Below are 22564 nucleotides of genomic sequence, written 5' to 3'. Positions count from 1 at the left end.
GTAAAGAAAATATGGTGACAAAAGCAGAAGGGATACACCTGTATCCATACCGAACACAGAAGTTAAGCCTTCTAACGCCGATGGTACTCGGAGGGAGACCTCCCGGGAGATTAGGAAGTTGCCAAACTTATTAAATATCTCCTATTTATTATAAATAGGAGGTATTTATATAAGAATGTATTTAGTATTTGACTTAGATAGTAACCTCTTACATAGGAGACTTATCATAGAATAACAAAATATTTATAAATTTAATAAGAGTGCTTAGGTAGCTCAATGGTGGAGCACCCGGCTGTTAACCGGTAGGTTGTGGGTTCGAGCCCCACCCTGAGCGCCAATATCGCGGGATGGAGCAGCTTGGTGGCTCGTCGGGCTCATAACCCGGAGGTCGTAGGTTCAAATCCTACTCCCGCAACCATGTGGCGAAGTAGCTCAGTTGGCTAGAGCATTCGGTTCATACCCGGAGTGTCAAGAGTTCAAGTCTCTTCTTCGCTACCAGATTATTGTTAGGCCTTGGGGCCTAACAAAATTTTATTTATAATGATAAGGCCCTATGGTCAAGCGGTTAAGACACCACCCTTTCACGGTGGTATCCCGGGTTCGAATCCCGGTAGGGTCACCACTTTTAACTAACTTATTTATTGTAATAAACTATAAATTTACTTATATTTTTAAATTGATTTATATATTGATATAATTGATAAAATAGACTATTTTATATAGCCTAATTTATGGCTCTATGGTCAAGTGGTTAAGACATCGCCCTCTCACGGCGGTATCCCGGGTTCGAATCCCGGTGGAGTCACCAAGTTATGTATAATATTATTATATATTTAATACTTCGTATAAGAGGATACATCCGTTTTTACGACAGTATAGTTTTCTGGATTCGCCATTTGGCTCATCTCAGAAATTTCAAATTCATAGAATTTGAAACTCTATAAGGGATAGGATTACGAATCCTGGTGGATTTACTACTTTTTTATAATACTAATATAATTTTTTTGGAAGTATAGCTCAGTTGGGAGAGCATCTGCCTTACAAGCAGGGGGTCACAGGTTCGAGCCCTGTTACTTCCACCATTAAACAAGCCGTCCGGTTCTGAGAAGATTCGAGTGGAGTACAAATTTAGCAAAGCTAGATTTTCTGGCTTAGGATTTTCTGGCTTAGTAGTTCAGCTGGTTAGAATGCCGCCCTGTCACGGCGGAGGTCGTGGGTTCGAGTCCCATCTAAGTCGCCAAAAGTCCTTTAAGCATTTATTGCTACAAAAGGATAAAGCCTTTGGATTTCAAAAGAGATCCAATGTGCTGATGTAGCTCAATTGGTAGAGCAATTGATTTGTAATCAATAGGTTGTAGGTTCAAGTCCTATCATCAGCTCCAATTTTATTGTGATTCAATAAAATAAAAAAATGGAAATAGATTTTTGAATTTCCTCAATGATAGTTATCATAATTGTTTTCGGTTATTTAAATATTACTATTTCAAAGATATATGCGGAAGTGGCTCAGTGGTAGAGTATCGCCTTGCCAAGGCGAGGGTCGCGGGTTCGAATCCCGTCTTCCGCTCCAAAATTCAATTTATGTGCGGGTGTAGCTCAGTGGTAGAGCCCCAGCCTTCCAAGCTGGTTGCGAGGGTCCGATTCCCTTCACCCGCTCCATTTTTTTATGTGCGGTATTAGCTCAGCTGGATAGAGCGACTGGCTACGGACCGGTAGGCCTGGGGTTCGAATCCTCAATGCCGCGCCATTTTTTGCAAGATAGCTTATTTTAAATGTTTATAGGCTGTCTTATTTTTTTATTGTTACGTTTTTTGTTACGTTAGCATGAATTTTTGGAATTTTTCGGCGCTTTTTTCTTCTTGGGATTTAGTTACGTGGACATATATATTCATGGTTGTGTTTGCTGTACTATGTCCTAGTCGATGTTGTACGTCTTTGATAGTCATTCCTGCTTCGAAGCATAAGCTTGCGTGGGTGTGTCTTAGTGAGTGGAGTTTTATTTTTCTTAGTTTGTATTTTTTGATTACTTTTTCAAATCTTTTTCTTGGACTGTTTAGGTTTATTAAATCCCCTGATTGTGTCGTAAAGATATATTGTTTTATATTTACTATTCCAGTTTCTGATTGTTCTGTATGCCATTGTTTTAAATTATTTAGGGTATCTTTATCTATTGATATTGTTCTATAGGAGCTTTTGGTTTTTGGGCTTGTTATTGCCTTTTTGCTTTCTTTTGTTTTTGATAGGTTTTTGTTTACTGTTAGTGTTTTATTTTTAAAGTCTATATCTTTCCATGTTAGGGCAAGGATTTCACCTTTTCTTAGTCCAGTATATGTTGATATTCTAAAAAATAGATACCACATTGTGGTTAGTTCTATTTTTGCTTTTTCTAGAAATTCTTTTAGTTCGTCTTTAGTCCAGTATTCTATTTCTTCTTTTTTAGGTTTTGTGTTGTTTGTAGGATAGATTATATTGGTACATGGGTTAAAGTCTGTGTAGCCTTGATTTATGGCGAATTTATATAGGATATTTAGATACATGTTTACTAGTTTAAAGTCTACTAATATTTTTGATTTTTGGTTTATTAGTTTTTGGACTGTGGGTGTTGTTATTTTGTCTATCTTTTTGTTGCCTAGGTATGGTAGTATATGATTTTTAAAGATTCCTTTTACTCTTGTAAGGCTTGTGTATTTTACTGTTGTTTCATATAGTGGAAGCCATTGTTTGTATATATCGTTTATGGTGTGGGTTGATATTGATTTTATGCCTCTTTTTTTAAGTCTAGCGTATTCTATTTGGGCTTGTTTTTTACTTGTAAAGCCTTGTCTATTTGTTCTTATTTCTTTTCCTGTTAGGGGATCTTTGCCTAAGTAGATGTTAAATTTATATAGGGTTTGACCTTCTCTGTCTTTGTAACTTGTTATTTTCATTTTTTGTCCTTTCTGGTTAAAAAAAGGCAATAGTGGTCCATGTTCTTTTGAATACATGATTTTTAAGGGTATAAAAATACTAAGAGGGGGTATAGTCATGAATCGCAATAAATTATTAAAGCTTTTCAAACAAAATTTAAAAGAATCTTTGAAAGAATCTAAAGATATTAATAACAATATAAAATCTTTTAAGAAAGATTTCTATTCTAAAAAAAGCAAATCTGAAGATTTTTCTAAGGGTTCTAATAATCTTTTAAAGAGGTTTGAAGAGGAGTTTGAGAATACAAAACTATAGGTCTTAACAATATAGTGTCATTAGGATTTATTCCTAATGCATTAGTAAGTATTTCTATAACTATGCTATTTATCATGGATTCAATTCCTGTAAATTCTCCTGCCTTAATATCAAAACTGTTTATTGAATTTAAATTTCCTATCACTTCACCTATAATATTTAAATCATTATTGAATTTATAAGAAATTTGTTTAGGGTCACATAATAGTTTTTGTGCATCTATAGGTATAAGTAAATTTTCAGTGTAGAACATTAAATCTGTAGGCATTATTTTTGTTAGAAATTCAAGCATTTCTACTAAATTTTTAAGAATGTTAAGTTCATTTGCTGAGTTTTGCTTTTTGTCCTTGCTTAATCTTCTACGCTCTTGTCTATTAAGTTTTTCTTTTATTTGGATGCCATTTATATCTGATTTCGCCTTTTCTTTGAAAAAGTCGTCACTCATAATGGTTTTTAGTTTTTTAAAGTCTATAAGGCTTAATTCTTTATTTATTAAAACAATGCTAGAATTTTGAAATTCATTTTCTTCTAAATGTATAGTTTCTATGAATTTATTTATCTTTGCGTAAGCGTCATATGTTTTTCTTATACTTTGACCACTTGATATAGAGCTTGCGTCTTTTAATGTGTCAGTAACACTTTCACTGCCTAAGTCTATTTTAGCTGATATTATAGGAAAGTTTGTTCCAAATTCTGTATTTCTGCTATTTTGTTGTAAGTTCTTTTCGTGTTCATTTGATTTGTTTGATGATTTATTTAAAATTAAACTTTCTATATCACCTTGAAAGATTTGTGATAGATATGAATTTATTAAATTTTCATCTATATATAAGTGCTTTTTTATTTGAATTTCTTTCATTTCCTCACCTTTCTATAGTATTACTGAGTATAACACTACTTTTCCTATTATTTCTATGTTTTCGTTTATGTCAAAGATTTTATCGTAGTAACAGTCTAGGGTTGAGCTGGGTTTGAAGATTAGTTTGTTTTTGATGTGGTAGAAGTATTTGACTGCAAAGTCGTTGTCTTTGGTTTTGTATACTACTATGTCACCGTTTTTAAGGTCATAGATGCTGTTGTAATTAAGTACTCCAATTATTGACCCGTTTGGTATTATTTTATTCATTGATTCACCATTTACTTTTATGAATGATAGGTGCTTACTGCCTGCAAATTTGCCGAGGATTTCATCTGGGATATGTATGCGTGGTAGGTTTTGCATGCCATCTATATTTACAGGACTGCCTGCTGAAATATAGTCGTCTATATAGGGATATGTGTACATGCTTACTGCTCTTGCTAGGGGTTCTAGGTGGTCTTTTTGTTCGCCTAAAAGGTAGTCTATACTGACATCAAATATTTCAGAATATTTTTTTAAAACATCTGTACTAGGAATACGTTCACCTCTTTCATACATGCTAACAGCTGACTTAGTTACGAATAATTTTTTAGCAAGCTCAAGTTGTGTCATCTTTGAATTTTTCCTTAGATTTTTTAATTTTGACGAAACATCCATAAAGTTTTCCTTTCATTTTCACATTAAGTGTATTTTTCTATATTATATACACTATTTGTGAATATGTAAATAGCTAAAAATAAACGATTAGTTAACTTTTTTTATAAAATCTTAAAAAAACATTTGACAAGTACACTTAAAGTGTATATAATATACTTAACAAATCAAGAAAGGGGGATTGAATGAGTAAAGAAGACAATAAAAAAGATGATCAACTCATAAAATTAGCATTAGCTACTGCGGTAATCAGTTTAATAGATAAGCTAATTGAGTTAATCATCAAAATAATAGATATAGTTAGGGCATAGCCCTACTATATCAATACTATACTCATTCTATAAGAAAAATGAAAGGTGATAGAGACAAACTAGAAAAAACTTTAAAAATGATTATCGGATTAGGCATTCTAAGTATTTTGTTAAGTTTAATTAATATGTTTAAGTAGGAAGGAGAGAAAATGGAAAAAAAGAAGATTAAAGAAATTGATAAAGATGTTAATTATTTTTTAGAGTTTAGGAAAAAATTCACTAGAGCAGAATGGTCTGAACTTAATCATGTGATTAATTTAGTAGAAAAAAATAGAGCCGACCAAGTCAAGTTGACCGACTCTGATGTTGAAGAGATAAAAAATAGATTAACTAGTAATTTTATTATTCATTCTTCAAGGTTTGTCAGCACACCAGAAGATGAAAAATTTGATTTACTGATGGATGTTGTAGATAAATTGGATGTTTGGAAGAAGTCTAAGTATTGAGGATCTCTTCAATCTTTTCAATGTTTGGATATGTCTTTTTTATAGAGTTAATAGTTTGTTTGAATAGTTGAGCATCTTCTTTACTAACTACAGCTCCTTCTTTAGAGTAAGTAATGAGAAGAAGCAAAAGTTTTGTTGCTTGGTGTTCTGTAAGACTAAATTCAACTTTACTAGACATTGTTATAACCTCCTTTCTGATTTTATTATAGCAGATTGGAGATTATGGAGATTTAATTTGGTGGTGTAAAAAAAGATGGAAAAAAAGAAAGGAGTGGGAATGGACAAAGATATTGATAATAAGGAAAATCTGGATGATAAAATTATCTATGATGAAAATGGAAAGGTTAAAGAGTTTATCATTGATGAAGTAATCTTGCCTGATTTACAGGAGTTAGGTCAACTTATAAAGGAAAATGAAAGAATAAAAGAACAGCGCAATATAAAATGCACTGTCCGTTCAATAAAGATACATTGTTTATAGTGTGTAAGGCTTGATATGACCTTTATGTTTGTCTTTTTCAAGTTCATAGATTTCTGAATAAACTTGGTTATATTTTTCTAGTAATTCTTGTGGTGTTAGTTTTGAAATATCTAGTTTTTTTAAATATAAACAAGTTAGGTATTCATATTTATTGCTTGGAAATCCTTGATTACTCATATACTCACCTCCTTTCTTGTTTGATAATTACATTATATCGTATATAGGGGGGGTAAATGAATGAAAACTAGTAAGAAAGAAAAAGAAAAAAAAGAGCCTTTGCTTGTTAAGCTAAGGCTCGGAAGTAAAATTTTTACTGGTAAAATTTATAAAATTGGTAGAAATTAATAAAATAGGAGATAATAATGGACATTTGTTTAATAACAATATTCGCCAATTTATGGTCTTTGTTAATAATATATGTTATTGATAATTTTGAATCTCGTTATAAAAAACTTGTGATATGTCTGCTAGTTTTAATTCTTTTGATAGTTGTGATGCTTCCGATAATATTTCCTGAGTCATTTCTATGAATGTAGTATTAATTTTATCTTTAGCATTAGAATAAGCTTTATTTCCATTACAGTATTCAAAAAAGTCTAACATAGCTAAATAATAATCTATAGCTAGCAAGGAAGAATTCTTTCCAAGGTATTCAATATTTTCTAAAGTAATAGAATTTATAGTTATTGCTACTTCGGAAGTGTTTATAGGATAGGGAAGTAGGGGGAAAGACCTTGCAAGCAACTGAATATATGGGATATATACAGTCTCATATCTTTTTTGTAAAGATTCTTTCTCTAGCTTTTTGTTACTTTTTTTCATACCTAAGTAATGTGAAATAAAAATCGATATTATTGACACTAATGGGGTTATCACATTTATAAATTTAAAAATCATATTCTCACCTCCTTGTATATATTATACATTGGAGATTGAGAAAGTTTAAAGGGGGTGGTTGTTTGAAAGAGTTTGATAAAAGGTTAGGGAATAAACTTATTCCTAAAGAAATAAAAGTTACTTCTGTTGTTGAAGTAACTTATGAGATAGAAAGTGATGTTGAAGTTTTTAATAGGGAGGTTAAGGACTACTACAAGGATAATGAGTTTGTGGGAAGAGTTGATCCTATGAATCAATTTGACAAGATACTTTGAGTACCATCTAGGTAGTTTATTTCAAAAGCTATTAGTAAGACAAGATTTTCAGTAAAGTTTCTCAAGTCATCAATATCTTTTGATGGGTGAAGCTTTATAGGGTGGGTTTGGTCATTGCCAAGGTAGGCACACATTCTGGCTAAATTTTCTAATTTCTTATTTTCGATTTTAGATATAGCTGAATTTAAGGTCAATTTTAGAATTTTTTCGGAATTGTCAGGGTCTTTATATATTAAAAAATCTTTGACAAGTATTTCTACAGATTTTCTATATCCCATACCTGCTATTTGTTTTAGGTCAAGCTGATAAGCTGTTTCAGATTGAATGTAGACTTCTTCAAAGTCTTCAGATATTTTTTTTATATTATCGGGAACATTTAAGTCTACAGTTGGGGAATAAGTATATGGAACTAAGGTTTGTTTAGGATTTTGCCTTGGGTTGTTATAAATATATTCAACAGCATAAAAACTTGAACATATATTGCATCTAAGTAAGATAGCAAATACCCTATTTTGACCATAAGTTTGAAGTTCAGATTTGCTAATTATTGTAGGAATCATTTCTTTGTGGCAATGTGGGCAGAGTTTTGGGACATCTAGTTCTAAATTATCATAGTATAAGATTGTTGTTGGTATATTCGTCATAGTTTTCTCCTTGGTGTTTTATTTATATTATACCATTGGAGATGTAGAAAGTTTAAGGGGGTGGTTTTATGAAAGTTGATGATGTAAAAGAATTTTTAGAGTTTAGGAAAAAGTTTAGTAAGTTAGAATGGTTTGAACTTAACAAAGCTATTGGAATTCAAGAGAATAAAAGAGCCGATGAGATTGTTCTCAACGACTCTGATATTAAAGAGATTCGAAAAAGAATAAATGATAATTCTTTTTTAAAGATCAGATAGTTGGATGAAAATAGGGTTTATCCTGTAAAGAACTCCTTTATAGAAGATCTTAACATAGTCTAATTGGTAGTAAGTATCTTCTTGTTCTTTAATGTTAGGAGACCATATTTCAGCATTTTGTTTGTACCATATATTAGGGGATTCCTTGTTTTCTCCTATTGTGCAATTAGGGTCATCATTAAGACATACCCAATTGCCGAGTATACATGCGTGTATTTTCATAGTTTCACCTCCCTTCTAACTATGATTATACTTTAATGAAAGAAGGGAGATTTAAGGGGGTGGTTGTTATTGAAAAGGTTAATAAAAGGTTAGGAAATAAGTTGAGAAGGTTGAGAGAAAATAATGGAAAAACTCAAAAAAGTTTATCCGAATTATTTGGTATTTCTGTAAGTGCAATCTCTATGTATGAAACAGGCTACAGAGTGCCTAGTGATGATATTAAAAAAAAGTATGCAGCTTATTTTAATGTACCAGTTGGCGATATTTTTTTTGCGGATTAAGTACACTTTAAGTTATCCAAAATTAAAAAAGTAAACATAGGAGATGAAATGAGTAATATTAAAATTTTTGAAAGTAACGAATTTGGCGAAGTAAGAACATCGCTTATAAATGATGAACCTTATTTTAGTTTGAATGATGTGTGTAGGATTTTAGATATAAAAAATACTAGAGATGCTAAATCTAGATTAAATCTAGATGGGGTCGGTACTGCCGACGTCATCGACAGCTTGGGAAGAACACAAAAAGCAAACTTCATTAACGAATCAAACCTATACAAGCTAATCTTCCAAAGCAGAAAGCCTGAAGCTGAAAAGTTTTCTGATTGGGTTACTGGTGAGGTTTTACCATCTATAAGAAAACAAGGGATCTATATGACTGAGCAAAAGGCAAAAGATATCTTAGCAGATCCTGATTCAATAATTGAAATAGCTAATCAATGGAAAAAGGCAGAAGCAAGACTTGCCTTAGCTCAAACAAAGATTGAAGAAGATAAACCTAAAGTATTATTCGCCGATGCAGTATCAGCATCAAGTAAGTCATGCTTAATGGGAGAATTAGCTAAGTTAATAAGTCAAGAGGCTATTAGGCAAGGTAAGAGTGATAAGAAGATTGGTCAAAATAATTTGTTTAAGTGGATGAGGAATAAGGGCTATTTGTGCAAGGGTGGAGAAAGAAGGAATCAACCTAAGCAAGTGTTTATTGAGCAAGGATTGTTTGAGATGAAGAAGGGGTCTTATATAGATAGTAATGGGACTAATGTTGTGACTACTACTACAAAGATTACTGGTAAGGGTCAGGTTTATTTTGTTAATAAGTTCTTAGGATAGGAGACGAAAATGGAAGCAAGCAAATTAGTAGGTGCCGTTCTCGAGATTGAAAATGAGAATAAGGAGCTAATTGAGTTATGCAGGTGTCTATATAGGTACAGTTTGGATTGTAAGGACGGTATTACAGATGATAAGAAGAGTTTAAGAAATAAGGATTTCTTGAAGCAGACAGAAGTGTATGACTATTTGGGGATAGGAAATGAAACTTTGATGAAAATGAGGATTGATGGTTTACCTTGTTACAGGTTATCAGAACGTAATATTTATTATAGCAAGGAAGATATTAAGAGGTTTTTATTTGAAAGGGAGGAGTAGATATGGAAAATAGCAAAAGAAAGATTAGAAAAAGAAGTGATGTTTTTAAGATGTTGGATGGTCGTAAGGTTGATGATGTTTGCGTGAAGTTTACAGCAAAACCAGAAAAAGAAAGGATTAGGGATAAGGTTTTAGGACTATTTATTGTGGGGTTAATGATGTTGTTGGCTTTATGTGGTCCTAATGAGATAACAAGGACTGCCGGAATAGCGCTTATGTTTATAGGTTCTTGCATGGCATTTTTGGCATAAGAAAAGAGCCTATGTTTATAGGCTCAAACGAAATTTTAGATATTTGTATTATACCCAAAGGGAGAAGATTATGAAAGAGTACGAGGAAATTTTGATGGATAAAGACCAAGAAGAAAGACTTCGAGAAGGAGCTAGAAGTCTTAATATAGATAGTCTTACACTAATTATTGGATATTTAGATAAACAAGGCAAAACAAGGACAAACAGTGCAACATTAAGAATCTTAGATGATGAACTAGAAAGAAAGTTAAGGCAACAAGAATTTATGCTTAGGTGAAAGGGGTTAAAATGGAGATTGAAATTATAAATTTAAAATTTAAAAACTTTAAAGGATTAAAAGATTACAGCTTAAATTTTAGCGAAAATGTAACAACAATAAGTGGAGAGAACGCAAGTGGTAAAACAACAATATTTGATGGATACTGCTGGCTTTTATATGGGAAGGATAGCTTTAATAGAAAGGACTGTGACATAAAGCCATATGACATTGATGGAGAAAATATACACAATGTAGAAACTAGTGTTGAAGGTGCATTTTTATTCAATGATAAAGAAGTAAAGCTAAAGAGAATATACAAGGAAATTTGGAAGAAAAAGAGGGGATCTAACACCAAAGAATTTTCAGGACATACAACAGATTTTTATATAAACGAAGTGCCAAAAAAGAAAAAAGAATATGAAGAATTTATTTCAGAATATATAAATGAAGAAGAGTTTAATCTTTTGTCAAACCCGCTATATTTTAATGAAATAATCGATAAAAGCGAAAGAAGAAATATACTTTTAAGCTTAGTAGATGATGTAAGTACAGATGATGTAGTAAAAGAAAATAAAGAGTTAAAAGAGCTTGATTTAGAGCAATACGCCATAGAAGAACTGCAAGCTATGTCAAAGTCTAAAACTAAAAAAATAAATGAAAAACTTAAAGAAATACCAGCAAGGATTGATGAACTCAACAGTACTAAAGTTGATGAAGATTTTAAAGAACTTGAAGATGAAAAAGAAAAGATTGTGAAAGAAATTGAAGATATAGATAGGGAACTTGCAGGCAACAAAAATGTATCAGAAGAACTTGATAAAAAATATAAAAGTATAGCAGAACTTAAAGAAGAATTTAACGCTATCAATAGTGATTATGAAGAAAGTAAAAAGAATAATATACAAAAATTCGAGAATAAACATACAGAAATACAAAGGAAAATTGATGCTTGTACTTTTGAAATAACAAACACTATAGACCGTATAAATTCGCTTGAAAATCGAATTGAAGAAAAAGAGAAGCTTATAAATGATGTCAATAAAGAACTTGAACAAATGAGAAAAGACTGGGTAGATATAAGCACAAAAAAATTTGATGGTAGTCTTAATTGTCCAACATGCGGAAGAGAATTTGAAGAAGATAAAAAGCAAGAAATACTTTCTAATTTCAACATTCATAAAAGCAACGAAATAGAAAAAATGGAGAAAAAGGGTTTTGAACGTAAAGACAAAATTGAATCTTACCAATCTAATATCAAAGAGTTTGAAACTGAAAAGGAAAATCTTCTAAGCCAAGAAAAGAAATTAAAAGATAAGAAAGAAAAGCTAAAAGAAGAAGAGCTTACAGTACTTGAAATAATTGAAAGAGCTAAGGCTTTAAAGATAATGCCAAGCCTTATAAAAAGACAAGAAGAAATTAAAAAAGAGATTGAAAGTATAGAAGAATCTATCAAAAATATAGATAAAAAAGACAATACCCAATTATTGGAGCAAAAAAGGGTCTTAAATCAAAAGTTAGATGAAATTAATACAAAAGTATTAGGTATAGGCTTTAATGTGAAAATAGATACAAAAATCGAAGAATATGAGCAAGAAGAAAAGAAGCTAAGTGCTGAGTATGAAGAAGCACAAAAAATCTTATATCTATGTGATGAATATACAAAGACTTATGTAGATCTAGTTAGTAGTAAAGTAAATAATTTCTTTACTTTTGTAAAGTTTAAGTTATTTGATACTCAAATAAACGGTGGAATTCAAGAAACTGCAGAAGCTACTTTCAAGGGAGTACCTTACGGAGTTTTAAACAATGCTGCAAAGATTAACGCAGGTCTTGATGTTATAAATGCTTTATCACAAAAATATGAAAAGCAAATTCCAATTTTTGTAGACAATGCAGAAGCAATAAATGAACTTACTGAAGTGGATAGTCAGTTAGTTAGGTTAGTAGTTAGTAAAGACGAAGAATTAATTGTTGAGGATTAAGGAGAAAGAAATGACAAATAGCTTACAAAATAAAAATACTAGTACAAGTGCAACTCAAATAGTTAATCAAGCGATTGATGAAGTTACAAAGATGTTGAAATCAGGTGTGTTTGATATGCCTGAAAATTATAGCTTTAAAAATGCTATACAACAATCTAGGTATTTGTTACAAGAACCTGATAAAAAAGGAAAAAGCATCATAGATAAATGTGATCCACGAAGCATATTGAATTCTGTTATGGAGATGGCACAAAAAGGATTGAATCCATCTAAAAAGCAATGTTATTTTATTCCTTATGGTGGAAAATGTACTCTATCTATTTCTTATCAAGGCAATGTTGCTATGGCAAAAAGAAGTGGTCAAGATATTGGAGATGTATATGGATATGCAATATACAAAGATGATGAATTTGAGCTTGGATACAACTTACAAAAAGGCATAACTGAAATAACAAAATATGTTCCCGACATCACAAAATGGACGAAAAATAATATTGTTGGAGCTGTTGCTGTAATAACTGATAGCAAGGGCGTTGTCAAGTATACAGAATATATGACTATGGAGCAGATAAAAGATTCTTGGAATATGGGTTATGCAAAAGGCGATTCTAAAGCACATAACATGTTCCCTGATCAACAAGCTATAAAAACTGTTAAGAATAGAGCGGTTAAGTCTTTTGTTAATACTTCAGATGATGGCGAAATAATGAGTGAAGATGATAAGCTAACAGCCTATGTAGATGAAAGCTTTAATGAAGAAAAAGAAAACGAAGCGAATTTATTAGAGCTTGACACTAATTCTCTTGAAAATAATGAAGAAGCACAATTTGAAGAAGTGAAAGAAGAAAAAAAGGAAATTCCAAGCAATGTCGATTCAGAAACTGGAGAAGTGCTTGAAGAAGATAATATTGAAGGGCAATCTGACTTCTTTGATAGTGACTTTGAAGCTTTAGATAAGGCACCATTTTAATGAATATAGAAGTTCTAGGCACAGGTTCTAGTGGTAATTGTTACAAAGTTTCTGATGGTGAGTCTACGCTCTTATTAGAGTGTGGACTACCTTATAAAATTATACAGAAAAAATTAAGGTTTAAAATGCACAGTTTAGACGCTTGTTTAGTCACTCACGAACATATGGATCACGCTAAGGCTTGTAAAGATATGCTAAAAAATGGAATAGACCTATATATGACTTATGGGACTAGTAAAGCTTTAGATTTAAAAGGTCATAGATTGCACAATTTTAGAGGGGTTAAAAAAGATGAGCTTGTATCTTATAAAGCTGAAAAAATAAAGACTTTTAAGGTATTAGCTTTTGAAACAATACACGATGCAGATGAGCCTGTAGGTTTTTATATAAAAAGCGTAAAAAATGGAGAGTCTTTGGTCTTTATAACTGATACGGCTTATATGAAATATAAGATTCCTGATTGTGATTATCTAATGGTTGAGTGCAATTATGTGAAAGATAGGCTTGATTATAACTTTAAACAAGGACTTATAAATATAAGTTTAAGAAATAGGATTGTGAAAAACCATTTATCATTAGAAACATTGCTTGAAGCCTTAGATATGAATAGGTTAAGCAAACTTAAAAAAATATATGTATTACATTTATCAGATGGAAATAGTGATGAAAAAGTTATTGAAGAGAGCTTAAAGGCTAAAACAGGAGTTTTGGTTTATATATGTTAGCAAAGAAAGGGGTTAAGAAACTAGATGGCAGGTATAAGCTGGATTAAGTTATCAGTTAATATCTTTGATGATGAGAAAATAAAACTTATAAGGTCTATGCCGGAGGGCGATGTCATTATACTGATTTGGATTCAGCTTTTATGCCTTGCTGGTAAGACTAATGATGGTGGTGAGGTTTATATAGGACAACACATGAATTATACGGATGAGATGTTAGCTACTATATGCAATCAACCGCTCAATACCGTAAGGCTTGCTCTTAAAACATTTGAACAGTTTGAGATGATAAATCTTGGCGATGATGGTCTTATAAGTATTGCTAATTGGGAGAAACACCAAAATATAGATGGTATGGAAAGGGTTAAAACTGGAAATGCTGAAAGACAAAAGCTTTATTATTGGAGAAAAAAACTTTTAAGTGTTGGTATTAACGCATATCAAGATGGTTTTACAGAAGATATAGATGAACTTAAGAAGATGTATGAGGATAAAAACCTAACGTTAGGTCTAACATCATCTCACAGACCAGATATAGATAAGAATAGAATAGATATAGATAAGATAAGAATAGATAAAGAATTAGACAATAATAATATAACTGGTTTATCCGAAGAGGAGAAGAGGACTATTATTTATTATTATCGTTTTATTAAAAATAATACTAGCACTAATGATTTAGGTATGATTGTAAACTCTGTTAAAGAGTATGGTTGGCAGGAGGTTATATATATTCTTTGGTATCTGAAAGAGGAGCAGAAGGCTAATATTACAAGTTTTAAGTATGTGAATACTGTTCTTAGGAGAAAAAAAGATTTAGATGAAGGAATAGTTGAGTTTATTTCTAAGAGAGAGCTTAAAATTGTTGAAGGGATATGATGAAGATGTTGTTTTAGAAAGTTATAGTAACTGTCAACTAATACTTGACTGTTACTATAATTATGATGGTGATTTAAGGGCTGATTGTGATGATAAAACAAAAATTTGACGTGAAGCTAGCAGTAGAAGATATAGATATAATTTTAGAATTGATTGATTGGATATATAAGCCTAATCAAAGTGATGTAAAATACAGCGATAAAAAAGCAAGGGCTTTGAATTTATACAAGTATTTAATGTGGACTAAGAACGAAATAAAAAGGGGTCAAGGAGGATGTTGAGAAGTGCAGCTGGTTTTGTATGGCAATCCTGCCACTAAGAAAAACTCTATGCAAATTTTTAGGAATAAAAAGACGGGGCAATCTTTTTTGTCTCAGTCTGCTAGGTACAAGGAATATGCAGAAGATTGTGGCAGACAAATTACGGGGAAATATAAGAAAGGGATTGATTATCCTATTAATCTTAAGTGTGTTTATTACAGGAAAACAAAACATAGGGTTGATCTTATAAATCTTTTGGCTGCTACTTGTGATATTTTGGCAGATTATGGGGTTATCAAGGATGATAATTGTAAAATTGTTGTTGGGCATGATGGTTCTAGGGTTTTGTATGATAAGAATAATCCTAGGGTGGAAATTGAAATAAAGAGGGTTTGAAGGCGAGGATAAGAAGGATTGAAGGAGGTGTTAGGTGAGGTTATGTTGTGTTTGTTTAAGTTTTGTTATATAGGTTTGCTTTTGTCTTTTGTAGGTTTGCTTTTAGCAAAGCTGGAGGAGAATAGGTATGTTGATTTTATGGCGGGGGTTGTTTTAGGTTTTGTTTTATCGATTTTTTTGATGTATGTAAGTGTTTATTCTTATTTGGGTTGATTTTGGAGGTATTTAAGGGGTAGGTGACATTTATATGGTTTTGGCGATTGATTGGTCATCTATCTTTTTGATTCGCTTAGAGCTTGATTTAGGAGGTTTAATGGATTATAGAGGTAATTTTGAGAAGAGGAAGAATCGTTTTAGGGTTGATTTTGTAAAGGCGTTTTTGAAAGGGTATGGGTGGTCTTTGGAGGTTAGGGAGGAGATTAAGCAAGAGCTTGGTTGTAAGAAGGACAGGCTGGATATGCTTAGGACTGGTTGGTCTAGTTCTGTGCCGGTTCATGGTGGTGGGTCTAGTCAGGAGGATGCTATTTGTTTTATTCTCGATGAGGTTGGTGATTTGGAGGATGTTATGGAGGAGATTAAGGAGGTTTATAGACCGATAAGGCTTGCTATTAGGTCGCTTGATGATTGTATGCTTATTAATATTGTGCTTCGCTTGTGGGTGTATAAGGATGAGTCTTGTAGGTCTTTGGCTAAGAAGTATAAGGTTTCTAAGAGTGCTATATGGAACAAGAGTAATGTTGCTTTGTTGTGTATTTGGAGGTTTTTGGTTAATTATGATGAAGATTAGGGTGGTTTTTTCCGCTCTTTTTTTATTTGATTTTTTTCAAAAAAAGTGTTGATTATTATATAAGTTGGTAGTATAATATAAGTATGAAAGGAGGAAAGTATAATGGTTAAGAAAAATAAAAAGAGCCTTAACGTCAAAGAATTCGAACTTGAGATAAGATTCTTTGGGTTAAGGCTCATAATCAAAATAGTTAGGGGTTAAGCCCCTAGCTTTTGATACCATTATACTAATAAAATTATGAAAATCAAAGTAGATTTATCTTGGGAAAAACCAAGCATTAGAGAAGTCTTTGAATCCTTAGCTATGATTGGAGCCATCGGATTAATAATTTATTTATTAAGGAGGTAGTATGACTGAGAACAAGACAAGTGATGCTCAACTTAGGGCTAGCAGAAAATGGGATGCTAAAAATCCTGATGTTAAGAAAAAGTCTAGAAACAAATCGGGTTGTAAGGCTTATATTAGGGATTGGGCAAATGAAGAGGATTTGCTTGAAGTTGAAGAATGGATTAGGCTAAGAAGAGAAAATTTATAAAAGGTGGACAAAAAAGGTTTTTTGTGGTATACTTTTTGTAGGATTAGAAGTGTATATTTTTTTTAAGGCGAACGAATGGGTTCGTCTTTTTTATAGCTTATTGACTTTCTTATCATGATGTATTACAATGTAAACAAAGATAAGGAGGATTTTATGAGTGTTGTATCATTAAGGTTAAATGAAGAAGAAAATAAGCTTTTTAAAACTTATTCTAAGCATACTGGTAAAAGTTTATCTGAACTTTTCAAGTCAGCTTTGGCTGAACAAATTGAAGATGAACTTGATTATGAAACGGGGATAAAGGCTTTAGAAAATTTCAAAGAAAATCCAAAGACTTATTCTATTGATGATTTGATTTCGGAACTTGAAAATGACTTATAGGCTTTTGATTTCTGATGATGTAAGGAAAAAGATTAAGAAGATGGATAAGCATTTAGGTCTTATGTTAGCTAGGGATATGAAGGCTAAACTAGATGGTCTTGAAAATCCTAGAAGTATTGGTAAGGCTCTTGTTGGTCAATATAATGGACTTTGGCGATATAGGATTGGTGCTTATAGGGTTATTTGCGATATTAGAGATGATGAACTTATTGTTGTTGCTATTGATATTGGACACAGAAAAAATATATACAAGTAAGGCGAGTTTAGGCTCGTCTTTTTTTATATAAATTTATGAGCTAAGCTGCCAAATGTTTCTCCTAAAATTATTATATTATTTTTTTAAAATGTGCGTTTGTATGTTTTTTTCATTTGTTTTTTGGCAGCCTAGTTGATGGATTTAAGAAATATTTAAATAACATTTTTAAGACAAGTTGTAAAAGGCTTGTCTTTTTTTGTACATAAAAGAAAGAGGTGATGTACTTTGAAGAAATTGACAATTAAACAAAAGAAGTTTGCTGATGAGTACATCAAGACTGGGAATGCTACTGAAGCATATAAGAAAGCTGGTTATAAGTATAGTAGCGATAATATGGCTAGCGTTGAGGCTCATAAATTACTAAGAAATCCTAAGGTAAAAGCTTATGTTGATAAAAAATTATCAGAGTTAGAAGCTGAGACCATCGCTGAATCAAAAGAAGTCCTGCAGTACCTAACTTCTGTTTTAAGAGGTGAAACCCACGATGAAGTTTATTATAAGACTGAGTTTGGAGGAGAAGCCTTGGGGCAAGTAAAGGTTCAGAACAAAGATAGGCTTAAAGCTGCTGAACTTCTAATGAGAAGATTTGGGCTTAATGATTCTGATCTTGAAAAAGAAAAACAAGAAATCCAAATTCAAAAGACTAAGACAGAAATTGAAATCATGAAAGGTATATCAGAAGAAGTTGAAGATTTAGACGATATAGATGGGATGATTTATGGAAAATATTAGAAAAAGAAAAACAATCCCTTTTAATTTTTCTGATAAGCATATTGATTATATAAGAAAGTGTGCAAGTAACACTTATAACATAGCAGAGGGGGCTGTAAGAGCGGGTAAGACTGTAGATAATATCTATGCTTTTGCACACGAATTACGAACTACAAAGGATAGAATCCACCTTGCCACAGGTTCTACTGGGGCTAATGCTAAGCTTAATATTGGTGATGCTAATGGTTTTGGTTTGGAGTATATTTTCCGAGGTCAGTGTAGATGGGGAAAGTATAAGGGGAATGAGGCTTTAATTGTTAAAGGACTTTTTACTAATTTTAGGGAAAGGGTAGTGATATTTGCGGGGGCAGCTAAGGCTGATTCATACAAGAAGATTCGTGGTAATTCGTTTGGTATGTGGATTGCTACGGAGATAAATTTACATCACAAAGATAGTATCAAGGAAGCTTTTAACCGTACTGCTGCAGCTAAAAAGCGTAAGTTTTTTTGGGATTTGAACCCGTCAAGTCCTAATCATTATATATATTTAGATTATATTGATAAATATCAAAATATGTTTGATGAAGGGGTTGATTTTGGTGGATATAATTATAAACATTTTACAATCGATGATAACATCAATATTTCAGACCAAAGAAAGAAGGAAATAAAGCTACAATATGACCCTAATTCTGTTTGGTACAAAAGAGATATATTGGGACTTAGGGTTGTAGCTGAAGGTCTAATTTATAAGCAGTTTGCTGATAGTCCTGATGATTATTTAATTGAAGAAAAACCTCACGAACTACAGATGATACAAATTGGAGTGGACTTTGGTGGTAATAATTCGAAGCACGCTTTTGTATGTACAGGTATAAGTCGAGGATTTAAAAAGGTATATGCGTTAAGGTCTGAGAGATTAGAACCTGATAAACCTACAGATCTATACAATCAATTAATAGATTTTGTAAGAGTTATCCAATCTACTTATGGTAATGTTGATCTTGTTTATGCTGATAGTGCTGAACAAGTTTTAATCAAGGGTATGCAAAAAGCTCTATTAGATGCAAATTTGAATATAAAGATTAAGAATTCTATCAAAAATCCAATCAATGACAGGGTAAGGCTTGTCAATACTTTGATTGCTTCTGATAGATTTTTTTATACAAAGAATTGTGAAAGCTTAGTAGATGCTTTATCTACTGCGGTTTGGAAGGAAGAGGAAATGGAAGATATAAGGCTTGATGATGGGACAAGTGATATAGATACACTTGATGCCTTTGAATATTCTATTGAGAAATTTATAAAAGTGTTGATGAATACATAGGAGTTTATATGTTAGATAGAGAAATTAGAGAAAGGCTGGGTAGTCTTTCTAATAACATTGACAATAATTATAAGATTTGGCTTGATTGCTATCATGGAGAGCCATATTGGTTAAAAAATGATTATGATATTGATAAGTCCCAATCTTTGAATTTGTGTGCATCTATATCAAGCGAGCTTGCAAGACTTGTAACAATGGAGCTTGAAACAAAGGTAGATGATGAGAGCATTGATTTGATTTATCAAAGATTTATAAGACATATTAGAAAGTTTACTGAATATGGATTAGCCTTAGGTGGAATTATCATAAAACCTTATGTAGAAGACTATTCAAAAAAGCTTATTGATATTGATATAGTACCTGCTAATAAGTTTATAATCTTAGGGTTTACAAGCTTTGGAGACATCAACCACATTGTTTTTATAGACAGGATTAAGAAAAAAGATAAGAAAGATAAAGATATATATTTTACAAGATTAGAAGAACATCAAATTGATGATAAATATATAATAACCAATACTGCCTATATGTCTAATACTGCTGAAACTTTGGGCGATAAGGTTAATTTAAACCTAATAGATGAGTGGGCAGATATGGCAGATGAAATGATTGTAGAATCGGATAGACCTTTATTTTCATATTTCAAAAATCCTCAGGCTAATAATTTAGATCTAGATTCTAATGAGGGTATATCTTGCTTTGCTAGAGCTTTATCTTTAATCCAAGATGCAGACGAGCAATATCAAAGGATAATGTGGGAGTATGAGGGCAGTGAGCTTGCAATAGATGCGGATATAACAGCCCTTAAAAATACTGATCAACTTCCAGTTGGAAAAGAAAGATTATTTAGAAATTTAGGATTAGATATGGGTTCAGGTAACAAAGATTTCTATAATGTATTTAGTCCTGCAATTAGGGATTCATCTCTTTTCAATGGTTTAAATGGAATAATTAGAAAGATTGAATTTATTTGTGGACTTGCCTATGGAACACTTTCTGATGTAGAATTTACTGCAAAAACAGCAACTGAAATTAATACAAGTCAGCAAAGATCATATTCCACAGTAAAAGATATACAAAATGAATTAGCAAGGTGTCTTGAAGATTTTGTTGATATATTAAAATATTGGTTTAAGGAATTATCAATTCCATTTAAGGATAATTGCCAAGTATCCTTTGATTTTGACGATAGTCTTGTAGTTGATTCTGAAACAGAACAAAAAATAAGGCTTCAAGAAGTGGCAGCAGGAATTCTTAAGCCTGAAGCATATCTTAAATGGAGATATGGTGTAACTGATGATGAGTTAGGGGAAATTCAGGCGAATGTTACTGAAAATAGAGATGATATAGCTGAGGAAGAATAATGCTTAGTCCAGAATATATGGGAAGAGTAACTGATAATTTAATAGAGTTATACCAAGATTTAGAAGATGAAATAATTGAAGATATAGCAAATAGGATAAGTAAGAATGGGTATTTAACGGCGACAGCCCAAAGGCAAGCAGAAGTTTTAATTCAGAATGGATATACTACAAGTGAAATTGAAAGTTTAATTGAAGATAGGCTTGAAGAAATTGATGGAGAGCTTAATAATATTATTGATATATCAGCTATTAAACACTATGAGGATGAACAAAAGGCTTATAGGTTAGCTAATAAAGAGATGGTGGATTATAGTAAGAATAGGAATGTTGAAAATACTGTAAATGTTGCTAGGGATAGGCTTATAGAAGGTAATGGGAATATTACTAAGTCGCTTGGGGTTGTAGTTAATGGTGAGGATATACTGTTAAATGATTTTTATCGAAAAACATTAAATCAAGCGGTTTTTAAGGTATCAAGTGGTGCTTTTAGTCGTGAGCAAGTGGTTAGAGGGTTAGTAAATGATATTTCTAATTCAGGTATTAAGTCTATTAATTATATGGGGAGTGGACGTAATTATACATTAGAATCAGCAAGTAAGATGATTGTAAGAACTACTTTAAATCAAATGACGGGTGAGATATCTATGGATAATGCAAAGGATATGGGGCAAGATTTGATGGAGATATCGGCTCATGCTGGAGCTAGACCAAGCCATGCGGTATGGCAAGGGCAAGTTGTTTCTATATCGGGTGAGAATAGTAAGTATTTAAGCTTAGATGATATTGGATATGGAGAAGTTACTGGATTTATGGGTGCAAATTGCAGGCATAATTGGTATCCATTCTTTGAGGGGATATCAGAAAAAGAGTGGACTAAAGAAATGCTTGACGATATAGATCCAGAGCCTTTTGAGTTTGATGGAAAGGAATATACTTATTATGAAGCAACCCAAAAGCAAAGACAGATTGAAAGAGCTATAAGAAAATATAAGCATAGGGTTATGATGTATGAAAGGCTTGGAGATGATGAAAGTAGGCTGATTGCACAAGTAAGGTTACAAAGGCAAAGACAACTTTATAAAGATTTTAATAAGGCTGGTAATTTAAGGGCTAAGCCTTATAATTTAGCTAAATATGGGTATAATAGGAGTAAGGCAAGTAAGGAAGTCTGGGCGGCTAAAAAAGCACAAAAGAAAGCCAACGAGATTTATAATCTAGGGTCTGATAAAAAGAATTTAGATATATACTTAAAAGATAGACCTCTTAGAAAATATATAAAAGAGAATAAAGACTTTGATAAATTAAAAGTCGGAAAACAAGAGAACCATTTAAATAATATGGAAAACATCAAAAAGAAGTCTCAATTTAAAAATACTATTGAAGAAATAGAATTAGTCTATAAAGAAAACAGGGGCAGTGGAGAATTTATTAGAAGAGATAAATCTCAATTGACTGAATTAATTGAGGATAATAGACTTGATGGATACTGTATTAATAGAGAAGGTAATGTAGTTACTACAATGAGGGCAATAATACATTATTCTAAAAATGGATATCATATAGTCCCAACATTAAGAGAATTCAAGGAATTAAGAAGATGAACAAATATACAGGATTAGAAAATCTTAAAAAATATTCTAATAAAAAAATAAGAGTTATTACTAAAAATCAAAATGTATTTACTGGAGTTTATTCTATATACACACCAGCAGGTGATAATGATCCTGAAATAGAAAGTATAAGCTTAGAAACCCCAAAAAGATATTACGATATTAATACACCTGATATCATAAATATAGAGGTGGTAGATTGA

At 31.9% G+C, this 22564-nt stretch carries 34 protein-coding genes, 11 tRNA genes and 1 rRNA gene; 38 read left to right on the top strand and 8 right to left on the bottom strand.

Annotated elements, in window-relative coordinates:
- Positions 1-10: 10 nt before the first annotated feature.
- From rrf to FYJ26_RS03155, 12 genes are all read left to right on the top strand, one after another.
- Positions 11-127, top strand: a 5S ribosomal RNA gene (gene rrf, locus FYJ26_RS03210).
- A gap of 135 nt (positions 128-262) precedes the next feature.
- Positions 263-337, top strand: a tRNA-Asn gene (locus tag FYJ26_RS03205).
- Positions 338-341: 4 nt separating this feature from the next.
- Positions 342-418, top strand: a tRNA-Met gene (locus tag FYJ26_RS03200).
- Between the two features lie 3 nt (positions 419-421).
- Positions 422-498, top strand: a tRNA-Met gene (locus tag FYJ26_RS03195).
- A gap of 49 nt (positions 499-547) precedes the next feature.
- A tRNA-Glu gene (locus FYJ26_RS03190) sits at positions 548-622 on the top strand.
- Between the two features lie 111 nt (positions 623-733).
- Positions 734-808, top strand: a tRNA-Glu gene (locus tag FYJ26_RS03185).
- Between the two features lie 198 nt (positions 809-1006).
- A tRNA-Val gene (locus FYJ26_RS03180) sits at positions 1007-1082 on the top strand.
- Positions 1083-1163: 81 nt separating this feature from the next.
- Positions 1164-1240 (top strand) — tRNA-Asp (locus tag FYJ26_RS03175).
- Between the two features lie 66 nt (positions 1241-1306).
- Positions 1307-1382: transfer RNA gene (locus FYJ26_RS03170), tRNA-Thr, on the top strand.
- Between the two features lie 113 nt (positions 1383-1495).
- A tRNA-Gly gene (locus FYJ26_RS03165) sits at positions 1496-1570 on the top strand.
- Positions 1571-1585: 15 nt separating this feature from the next.
- Positions 1586-1659: transfer RNA gene (locus FYJ26_RS03160), tRNA-Gly, on the top strand.
- Positions 1660-1670: 11 nt separating this feature from the next.
- A tRNA-Arg gene (locus tag FYJ26_RS03155) sits at positions 1671-1747 on the top strand.
- 67 nt (positions 1748-1814) lie between these two features.
- Here FYJ26_RS03155 and FYJ26_RS03150 read toward each other — a convergent pair.
- Complete coding sequence (locus FYJ26_RS03150) at positions 1815-2927, bottom strand: site-specific integrase (RefSeq protein ID WP_154539529.1); 1113 nt, start codon at positions 2925-2927, stop codon at positions 1815-1817.
- A gap of 97 nt (positions 2928-3024) precedes the next feature.
- Between FYJ26_RS03150 and FYJ26_RS10795 the strand changes: the two genes are divergently transcribed.
- Positions 3025-3222: a hypothetical protein gene (locus tag FYJ26_RS10795; RefSeq protein ID WP_176269407.1), complete on the top strand. Its 198-nt coding sequence runs from the start codon at positions 3025-3027 to the stop codon at positions 3220-3222.
- Here FYJ26_RS10795 and FYJ26_RS03145 read toward each other — a convergent pair.
- Both FYJ26_RS03145 and FYJ26_RS03140 read right to left on the bottom strand, forming a co-directional pair.
- A complete protein-coding gene (locus tag FYJ26_RS03145; protein ID WP_154539527.1) occupies positions 3170-4081 on the bottom strand; it encodes a DUF6414 family protein in 912 nt (303 codons plus the stop codon). The genes FYJ26_RS10795 and FYJ26_RS03145 overlap by 53 nt on opposite strands.
- A 12-nt stretch (positions 4082-4093) precedes the next feature.
- Positions 4094-4738: a helix-turn-helix domain-containing protein gene (locus FYJ26_RS03140; RefSeq protein WP_154539525.1), complete on the bottom strand. Its 645-nt coding sequence runs from the start codon at positions 4736-4738 to the stop codon at positions 4094-4096.
- Between the two features lie 182 nt (positions 4739-4920).
- Here FYJ26_RS03140 and FYJ26_RS11230 point away from each other — a divergent pair, with 182 nt between their 5' ends.
- Positions 4921-5046: a hypothetical protein gene (locus FYJ26_RS11230; protein WP_262359290.1), complete on the top strand. Its 126-nt coding sequence runs from the start codon at positions 4921-4923 to the stop codon at positions 5044-5046.
- 149 nt (positions 5047-5195) lie between these two features.
- Positions 5196-5492 carry a hypothetical protein gene (locus FYJ26_RS03135; RefSeq protein WP_154539523.1) on the top strand — a complete coding sequence of 99 codons (297 nt, stop codon included), beginning with the start codon at positions 5196-5198 and terminating at the stop codon, positions 5490-5492.
- Here the strand turns inward: FYJ26_RS03135 and FYJ26_RS03130 are convergent.
- On the bottom strand, positions 5482-5670 hold the full coding sequence (locus FYJ26_RS03130) for a hypothetical protein (protein WP_154539521.1): 189 nt from the start codon (positions 5668-5670) through the stop codon (positions 5482-5484). The two genes, FYJ26_RS03135 and FYJ26_RS03130, sit on opposite strands and share 11 nt — an antisense overlap.
- Before the next feature lie 75 nt (positions 5671-5745).
- Between FYJ26_RS03130 and FYJ26_RS03125 the strand changes: the two genes are divergently transcribed.
- Positions 5746-5973: a hypothetical protein gene (locus FYJ26_RS03125; protein ID WP_154539518.1), complete on the top strand. Its 228-nt coding sequence runs from the start codon at positions 5746-5748 to the stop codon at positions 5971-5973.
- Here the strand turns inward: FYJ26_RS03125 and FYJ26_RS03120 are convergent.
- Entirely contained in the window at positions 5968-6150 is a 183-nt protein-coding gene (locus FYJ26_RS03120; protein ID WP_154539516.1) for a hypothetical protein, read from the bottom strand. The two genes, FYJ26_RS03125 and FYJ26_RS03120, sit on opposite strands and share 6 nt — an antisense overlap.
- 243 nt (positions 6151-6393) lie before the next feature.
- Complete coding sequence (locus FYJ26_RS03115; protein WP_154539514.1) at positions 6394-6870, bottom strand: hypothetical protein; 477 nt, start codon at positions 6868-6870, stop codon at positions 6394-6396.
- Positions 6871-6932: 62 nt separating this feature from the next.
- On the opposite strand from FYJ26_RS03115, the gene FYJ26_RS03110 reads away from it, so the two are divergent.
- Positions 6933-7124, top strand: a complete 192-nt coding sequence (locus FYJ26_RS03110) for a hypothetical protein (RefSeq protein WP_154539512.1) — start codon at positions 6933-6935, stop codon at positions 7122-7124.
- Here the strand turns inward: FYJ26_RS03110 and FYJ26_RS03105 are convergent.
- Positions 7103-7768, bottom strand: a complete 666-nt coding sequence (locus tag FYJ26_RS03105) for a DUF4145 domain-containing protein (RefSeq protein WP_154539510.1) — start codon at positions 7766-7768, stop codon at positions 7103-7105. The genes FYJ26_RS03110 and FYJ26_RS03105 overlap by 22 nt on opposite strands.
- Before the next feature lie 68 nt (positions 7769-7836).
- Between FYJ26_RS03105 and FYJ26_RS03100 the strand changes: the two genes are divergently transcribed.
- Positions 7837-8025, top strand: coding sequence for a hypothetical protein (locus FYJ26_RS03100; RefSeq protein WP_154539508.1), 189 nt, complete (start codon positions 7837-7839; stop codon positions 8023-8025).
- Here FYJ26_RS03100 and FYJ26_RS03095 read toward each other — a convergent pair.
- Positions 8011-8247, bottom strand: a complete 237-nt coding sequence (locus tag FYJ26_RS03095; RefSeq protein WP_154539506.1) for a hypothetical protein — start codon at positions 8245-8247, stop codon at positions 8011-8013. The two genes, FYJ26_RS03100 and FYJ26_RS03095, sit on opposite strands and share 15 nt — an antisense overlap.
- Positions 8248-8306: 59 nt before the next feature.
- Here FYJ26_RS03095 and FYJ26_RS03090 point away from each other — a divergent pair, with 59 nt between their 5' ends.
- The 20 genes from FYJ26_RS03090 to FYJ26_RS02995 all read left to right on the top strand — a co-directional run bounded on the left by FYJ26_RS03090 (position 8307) and on the right by FYJ26_RS02995 (position 22564).
- Positions 8307-8528 carry a helix-turn-helix transcriptional regulator gene (locus tag FYJ26_RS03090; protein WP_326831230.1) on the top strand — a complete coding sequence of 74 codons (222 nt, stop codon included), beginning with the start codon at positions 8307-8309 and terminating at the stop codon, positions 8526-8528.
- Between the two features lie 48 nt (positions 8529-8576).
- Positions 8577-9356: a phage antirepressor gene (locus FYJ26_RS03085; RefSeq protein WP_154539502.1), complete on the top strand. Its 780-nt coding sequence runs from the start codon at positions 8577-8579 to the stop codon at positions 9354-9356.
- Positions 9357-9365: 9 nt separating this feature from the next.
- The gene (locus tag FYJ26_RS03080) at positions 9366-9671 is read left to right on the top strand and encodes a hypothetical protein (protein ID WP_154539500.1); all 306 of its coding nucleotides are present in this window, start codon (positions 9366-9368) and stop codon (positions 9669-9671) included.
- A 2-nt stretch (positions 9672-9673) separates the two neighbouring features.
- Positions 9674-9922 (top strand): hypothetical protein, encoded by a 249-nt coding sequence (locus FYJ26_RS03075; RefSeq protein ID WP_154539498.1) that lies wholly within the window; start codon positions 9674-9676, stop codon positions 9920-9922.
- A gap of 70 nt (positions 9923-9992) precedes the next feature.
- A complete protein-coding gene (locus FYJ26_RS03070) occupies positions 9993-10199 on the top strand; it encodes a hypothetical protein (RefSeq protein WP_154539496.1) in 207 nt (68 codons plus the stop codon).
- Positions 10200-10210: 11 nt separating this feature from the next.
- Positions 10211-12163, top strand: coding sequence for an AAA family ATPase (locus FYJ26_RS03065; RefSeq protein WP_154539494.1), 1953 nt, complete (start codon positions 10211-10213; stop codon positions 12161-12163).
- A gap of 10 nt (positions 12164-12173) precedes the next feature.
- The gene (locus FYJ26_RS03060) at positions 12174-13133 is read left to right on the top strand and encodes a RecT family recombinase (protein WP_154539492.1); all 960 of its coding nucleotides are present in this window, start codon (positions 12174-12176) and stop codon (positions 13131-13133) included.
- Entirely contained in the window at positions 13133-13858 is a 726-nt protein-coding gene (locus FYJ26_RS03055; protein ID WP_154539490.1) for an MBL fold metallo-hydrolase, read from the top strand. Before FYJ26_RS03060 ends, FYJ26_RS03055 begins: the two co-directional genes overlap by 1 nt.
- Before the next feature lie 24 nt (positions 13859-13882).
- The gene (locus tag FYJ26_RS03050; RefSeq protein ID WP_154539488.1) at positions 13883-14734 is read left to right on the top strand and encodes a phage replisome organizer N-terminal domain-containing protein; all 852 of its coding nucleotides are present in this window, start codon (positions 13883-13885) and stop codon (positions 14732-14734) included.
- Positions 14735-14823: 89 nt separating this feature from the next.
- Positions 14824-15015, top strand: a complete 192-nt coding sequence (locus FYJ26_RS10790; protein ID WP_229771202.1) for a hypothetical protein — start codon at positions 14824-14826, stop codon at positions 15013-15015.
- 3 nt (positions 15016-15018) lie between these two features.
- Positions 15019-15390 carry a RusA family crossover junction endodeoxyribonuclease gene (locus FYJ26_RS03040; protein ID WP_326831229.1) on the top strand — a complete coding sequence of 124 codons (372 nt, stop codon included), beginning with the start codon at positions 15019-15021 and terminating at the stop codon, positions 15388-15390.
- 247 nt (positions 15391-15637) lie between these two features.
- The gene (locus FYJ26_RS03035; protein ID WP_154539484.1) at positions 15638-16177 is read left to right on the top strand and encodes a hypothetical protein; all 540 of its coding nucleotides are present in this window, start codon (positions 15638-15640) and stop codon (positions 16175-16177) included.
- Positions 16178-16526: 349 nt separating this feature from the next.
- The gene (locus tag FYJ26_RS03030; protein WP_154539482.1) at positions 16527-16712 is read left to right on the top strand and encodes a hypothetical protein; all 186 of its coding nucleotides are present in this window, start codon (positions 16527-16529) and stop codon (positions 16710-16712) included.
- A gap of 153 nt (positions 16713-16865) precedes the next feature.
- On the top strand, positions 16866-17093 hold the full coding sequence (gene relB, locus FYJ26_RS03025) for a type II toxin-antitoxin system RelB family antitoxin (protein ID WP_154539480.1): 228 nt from the start codon (positions 16866-16868) through the stop codon (positions 17091-17093).
- Positions 17083-17349, top strand: coding sequence for a type II toxin-antitoxin system RelE family toxin (locus FYJ26_RS03020; RefSeq protein WP_154539478.1), 267 nt, complete (start codon positions 17083-17085; stop codon positions 17347-17349). The genes relB and FYJ26_RS03020 overlap by 11 nt, the downstream gene beginning before the upstream one ends.
- A gap of 225 nt (positions 17350-17574) precedes the next feature.
- The gene (locus tag FYJ26_RS03015) at positions 17575-18081 is read left to right on the top strand and encodes a terminase small subunit (protein ID WP_154539476.1); all 507 of its coding nucleotides are present in this window, start codon (positions 17575-17577) and stop codon (positions 18079-18081) included.
- The gene (locus FYJ26_RS03010; RefSeq protein WP_154539474.1) at positions 18068-19387 is read left to right on the top strand and encodes a PBSX family phage terminase large subunit; all 1320 of its coding nucleotides are present in this window, start codon (positions 18068-18070) and stop codon (positions 19385-19387) included. The genes FYJ26_RS03015 and FYJ26_RS03010 overlap by 14 nt, the downstream gene beginning before the upstream one ends.
- A gap of 8 nt (positions 19388-19395) precedes the next feature.
- Positions 19396-20751, top strand: a complete 1356-nt coding sequence (locus tag FYJ26_RS03005) for a phage portal protein (RefSeq protein WP_154539472.1) — start codon at positions 19396-19398, stop codon at positions 20749-20751.
- Complete coding sequence (locus FYJ26_RS03000; RefSeq protein WP_154539470.1) at positions 20751-22352, top strand: phage minor capsid protein; 1602 nt, start codon at positions 20751-20753, stop codon at positions 22350-22352. Before FYJ26_RS03005 ends, FYJ26_RS03000 begins: the two co-directional genes overlap by 1 nt.
- Positions 22349-22564, top strand: a complete 216-nt coding sequence (locus tag FYJ26_RS02995) for a hypothetical protein (RefSeq protein WP_154539468.1) — start codon at positions 22349-22351, stop codon at positions 22562-22564. Before FYJ26_RS03000 ends, FYJ26_RS02995 begins: the two co-directional genes overlap by 4 nt.

Source organism: Anaerococcus porci, assembly GCF_009696575.1.
GTDB lineage: Bacteria > Bacillota > Clostridia > Tissierellales > Peptoniphilaceae > Anaerococcus > Anaerococcus porci.
Note: the sequence above shows the minus strand (reverse complement) of the source record. Positions and strands in the feature narration are given on the sequence as shown.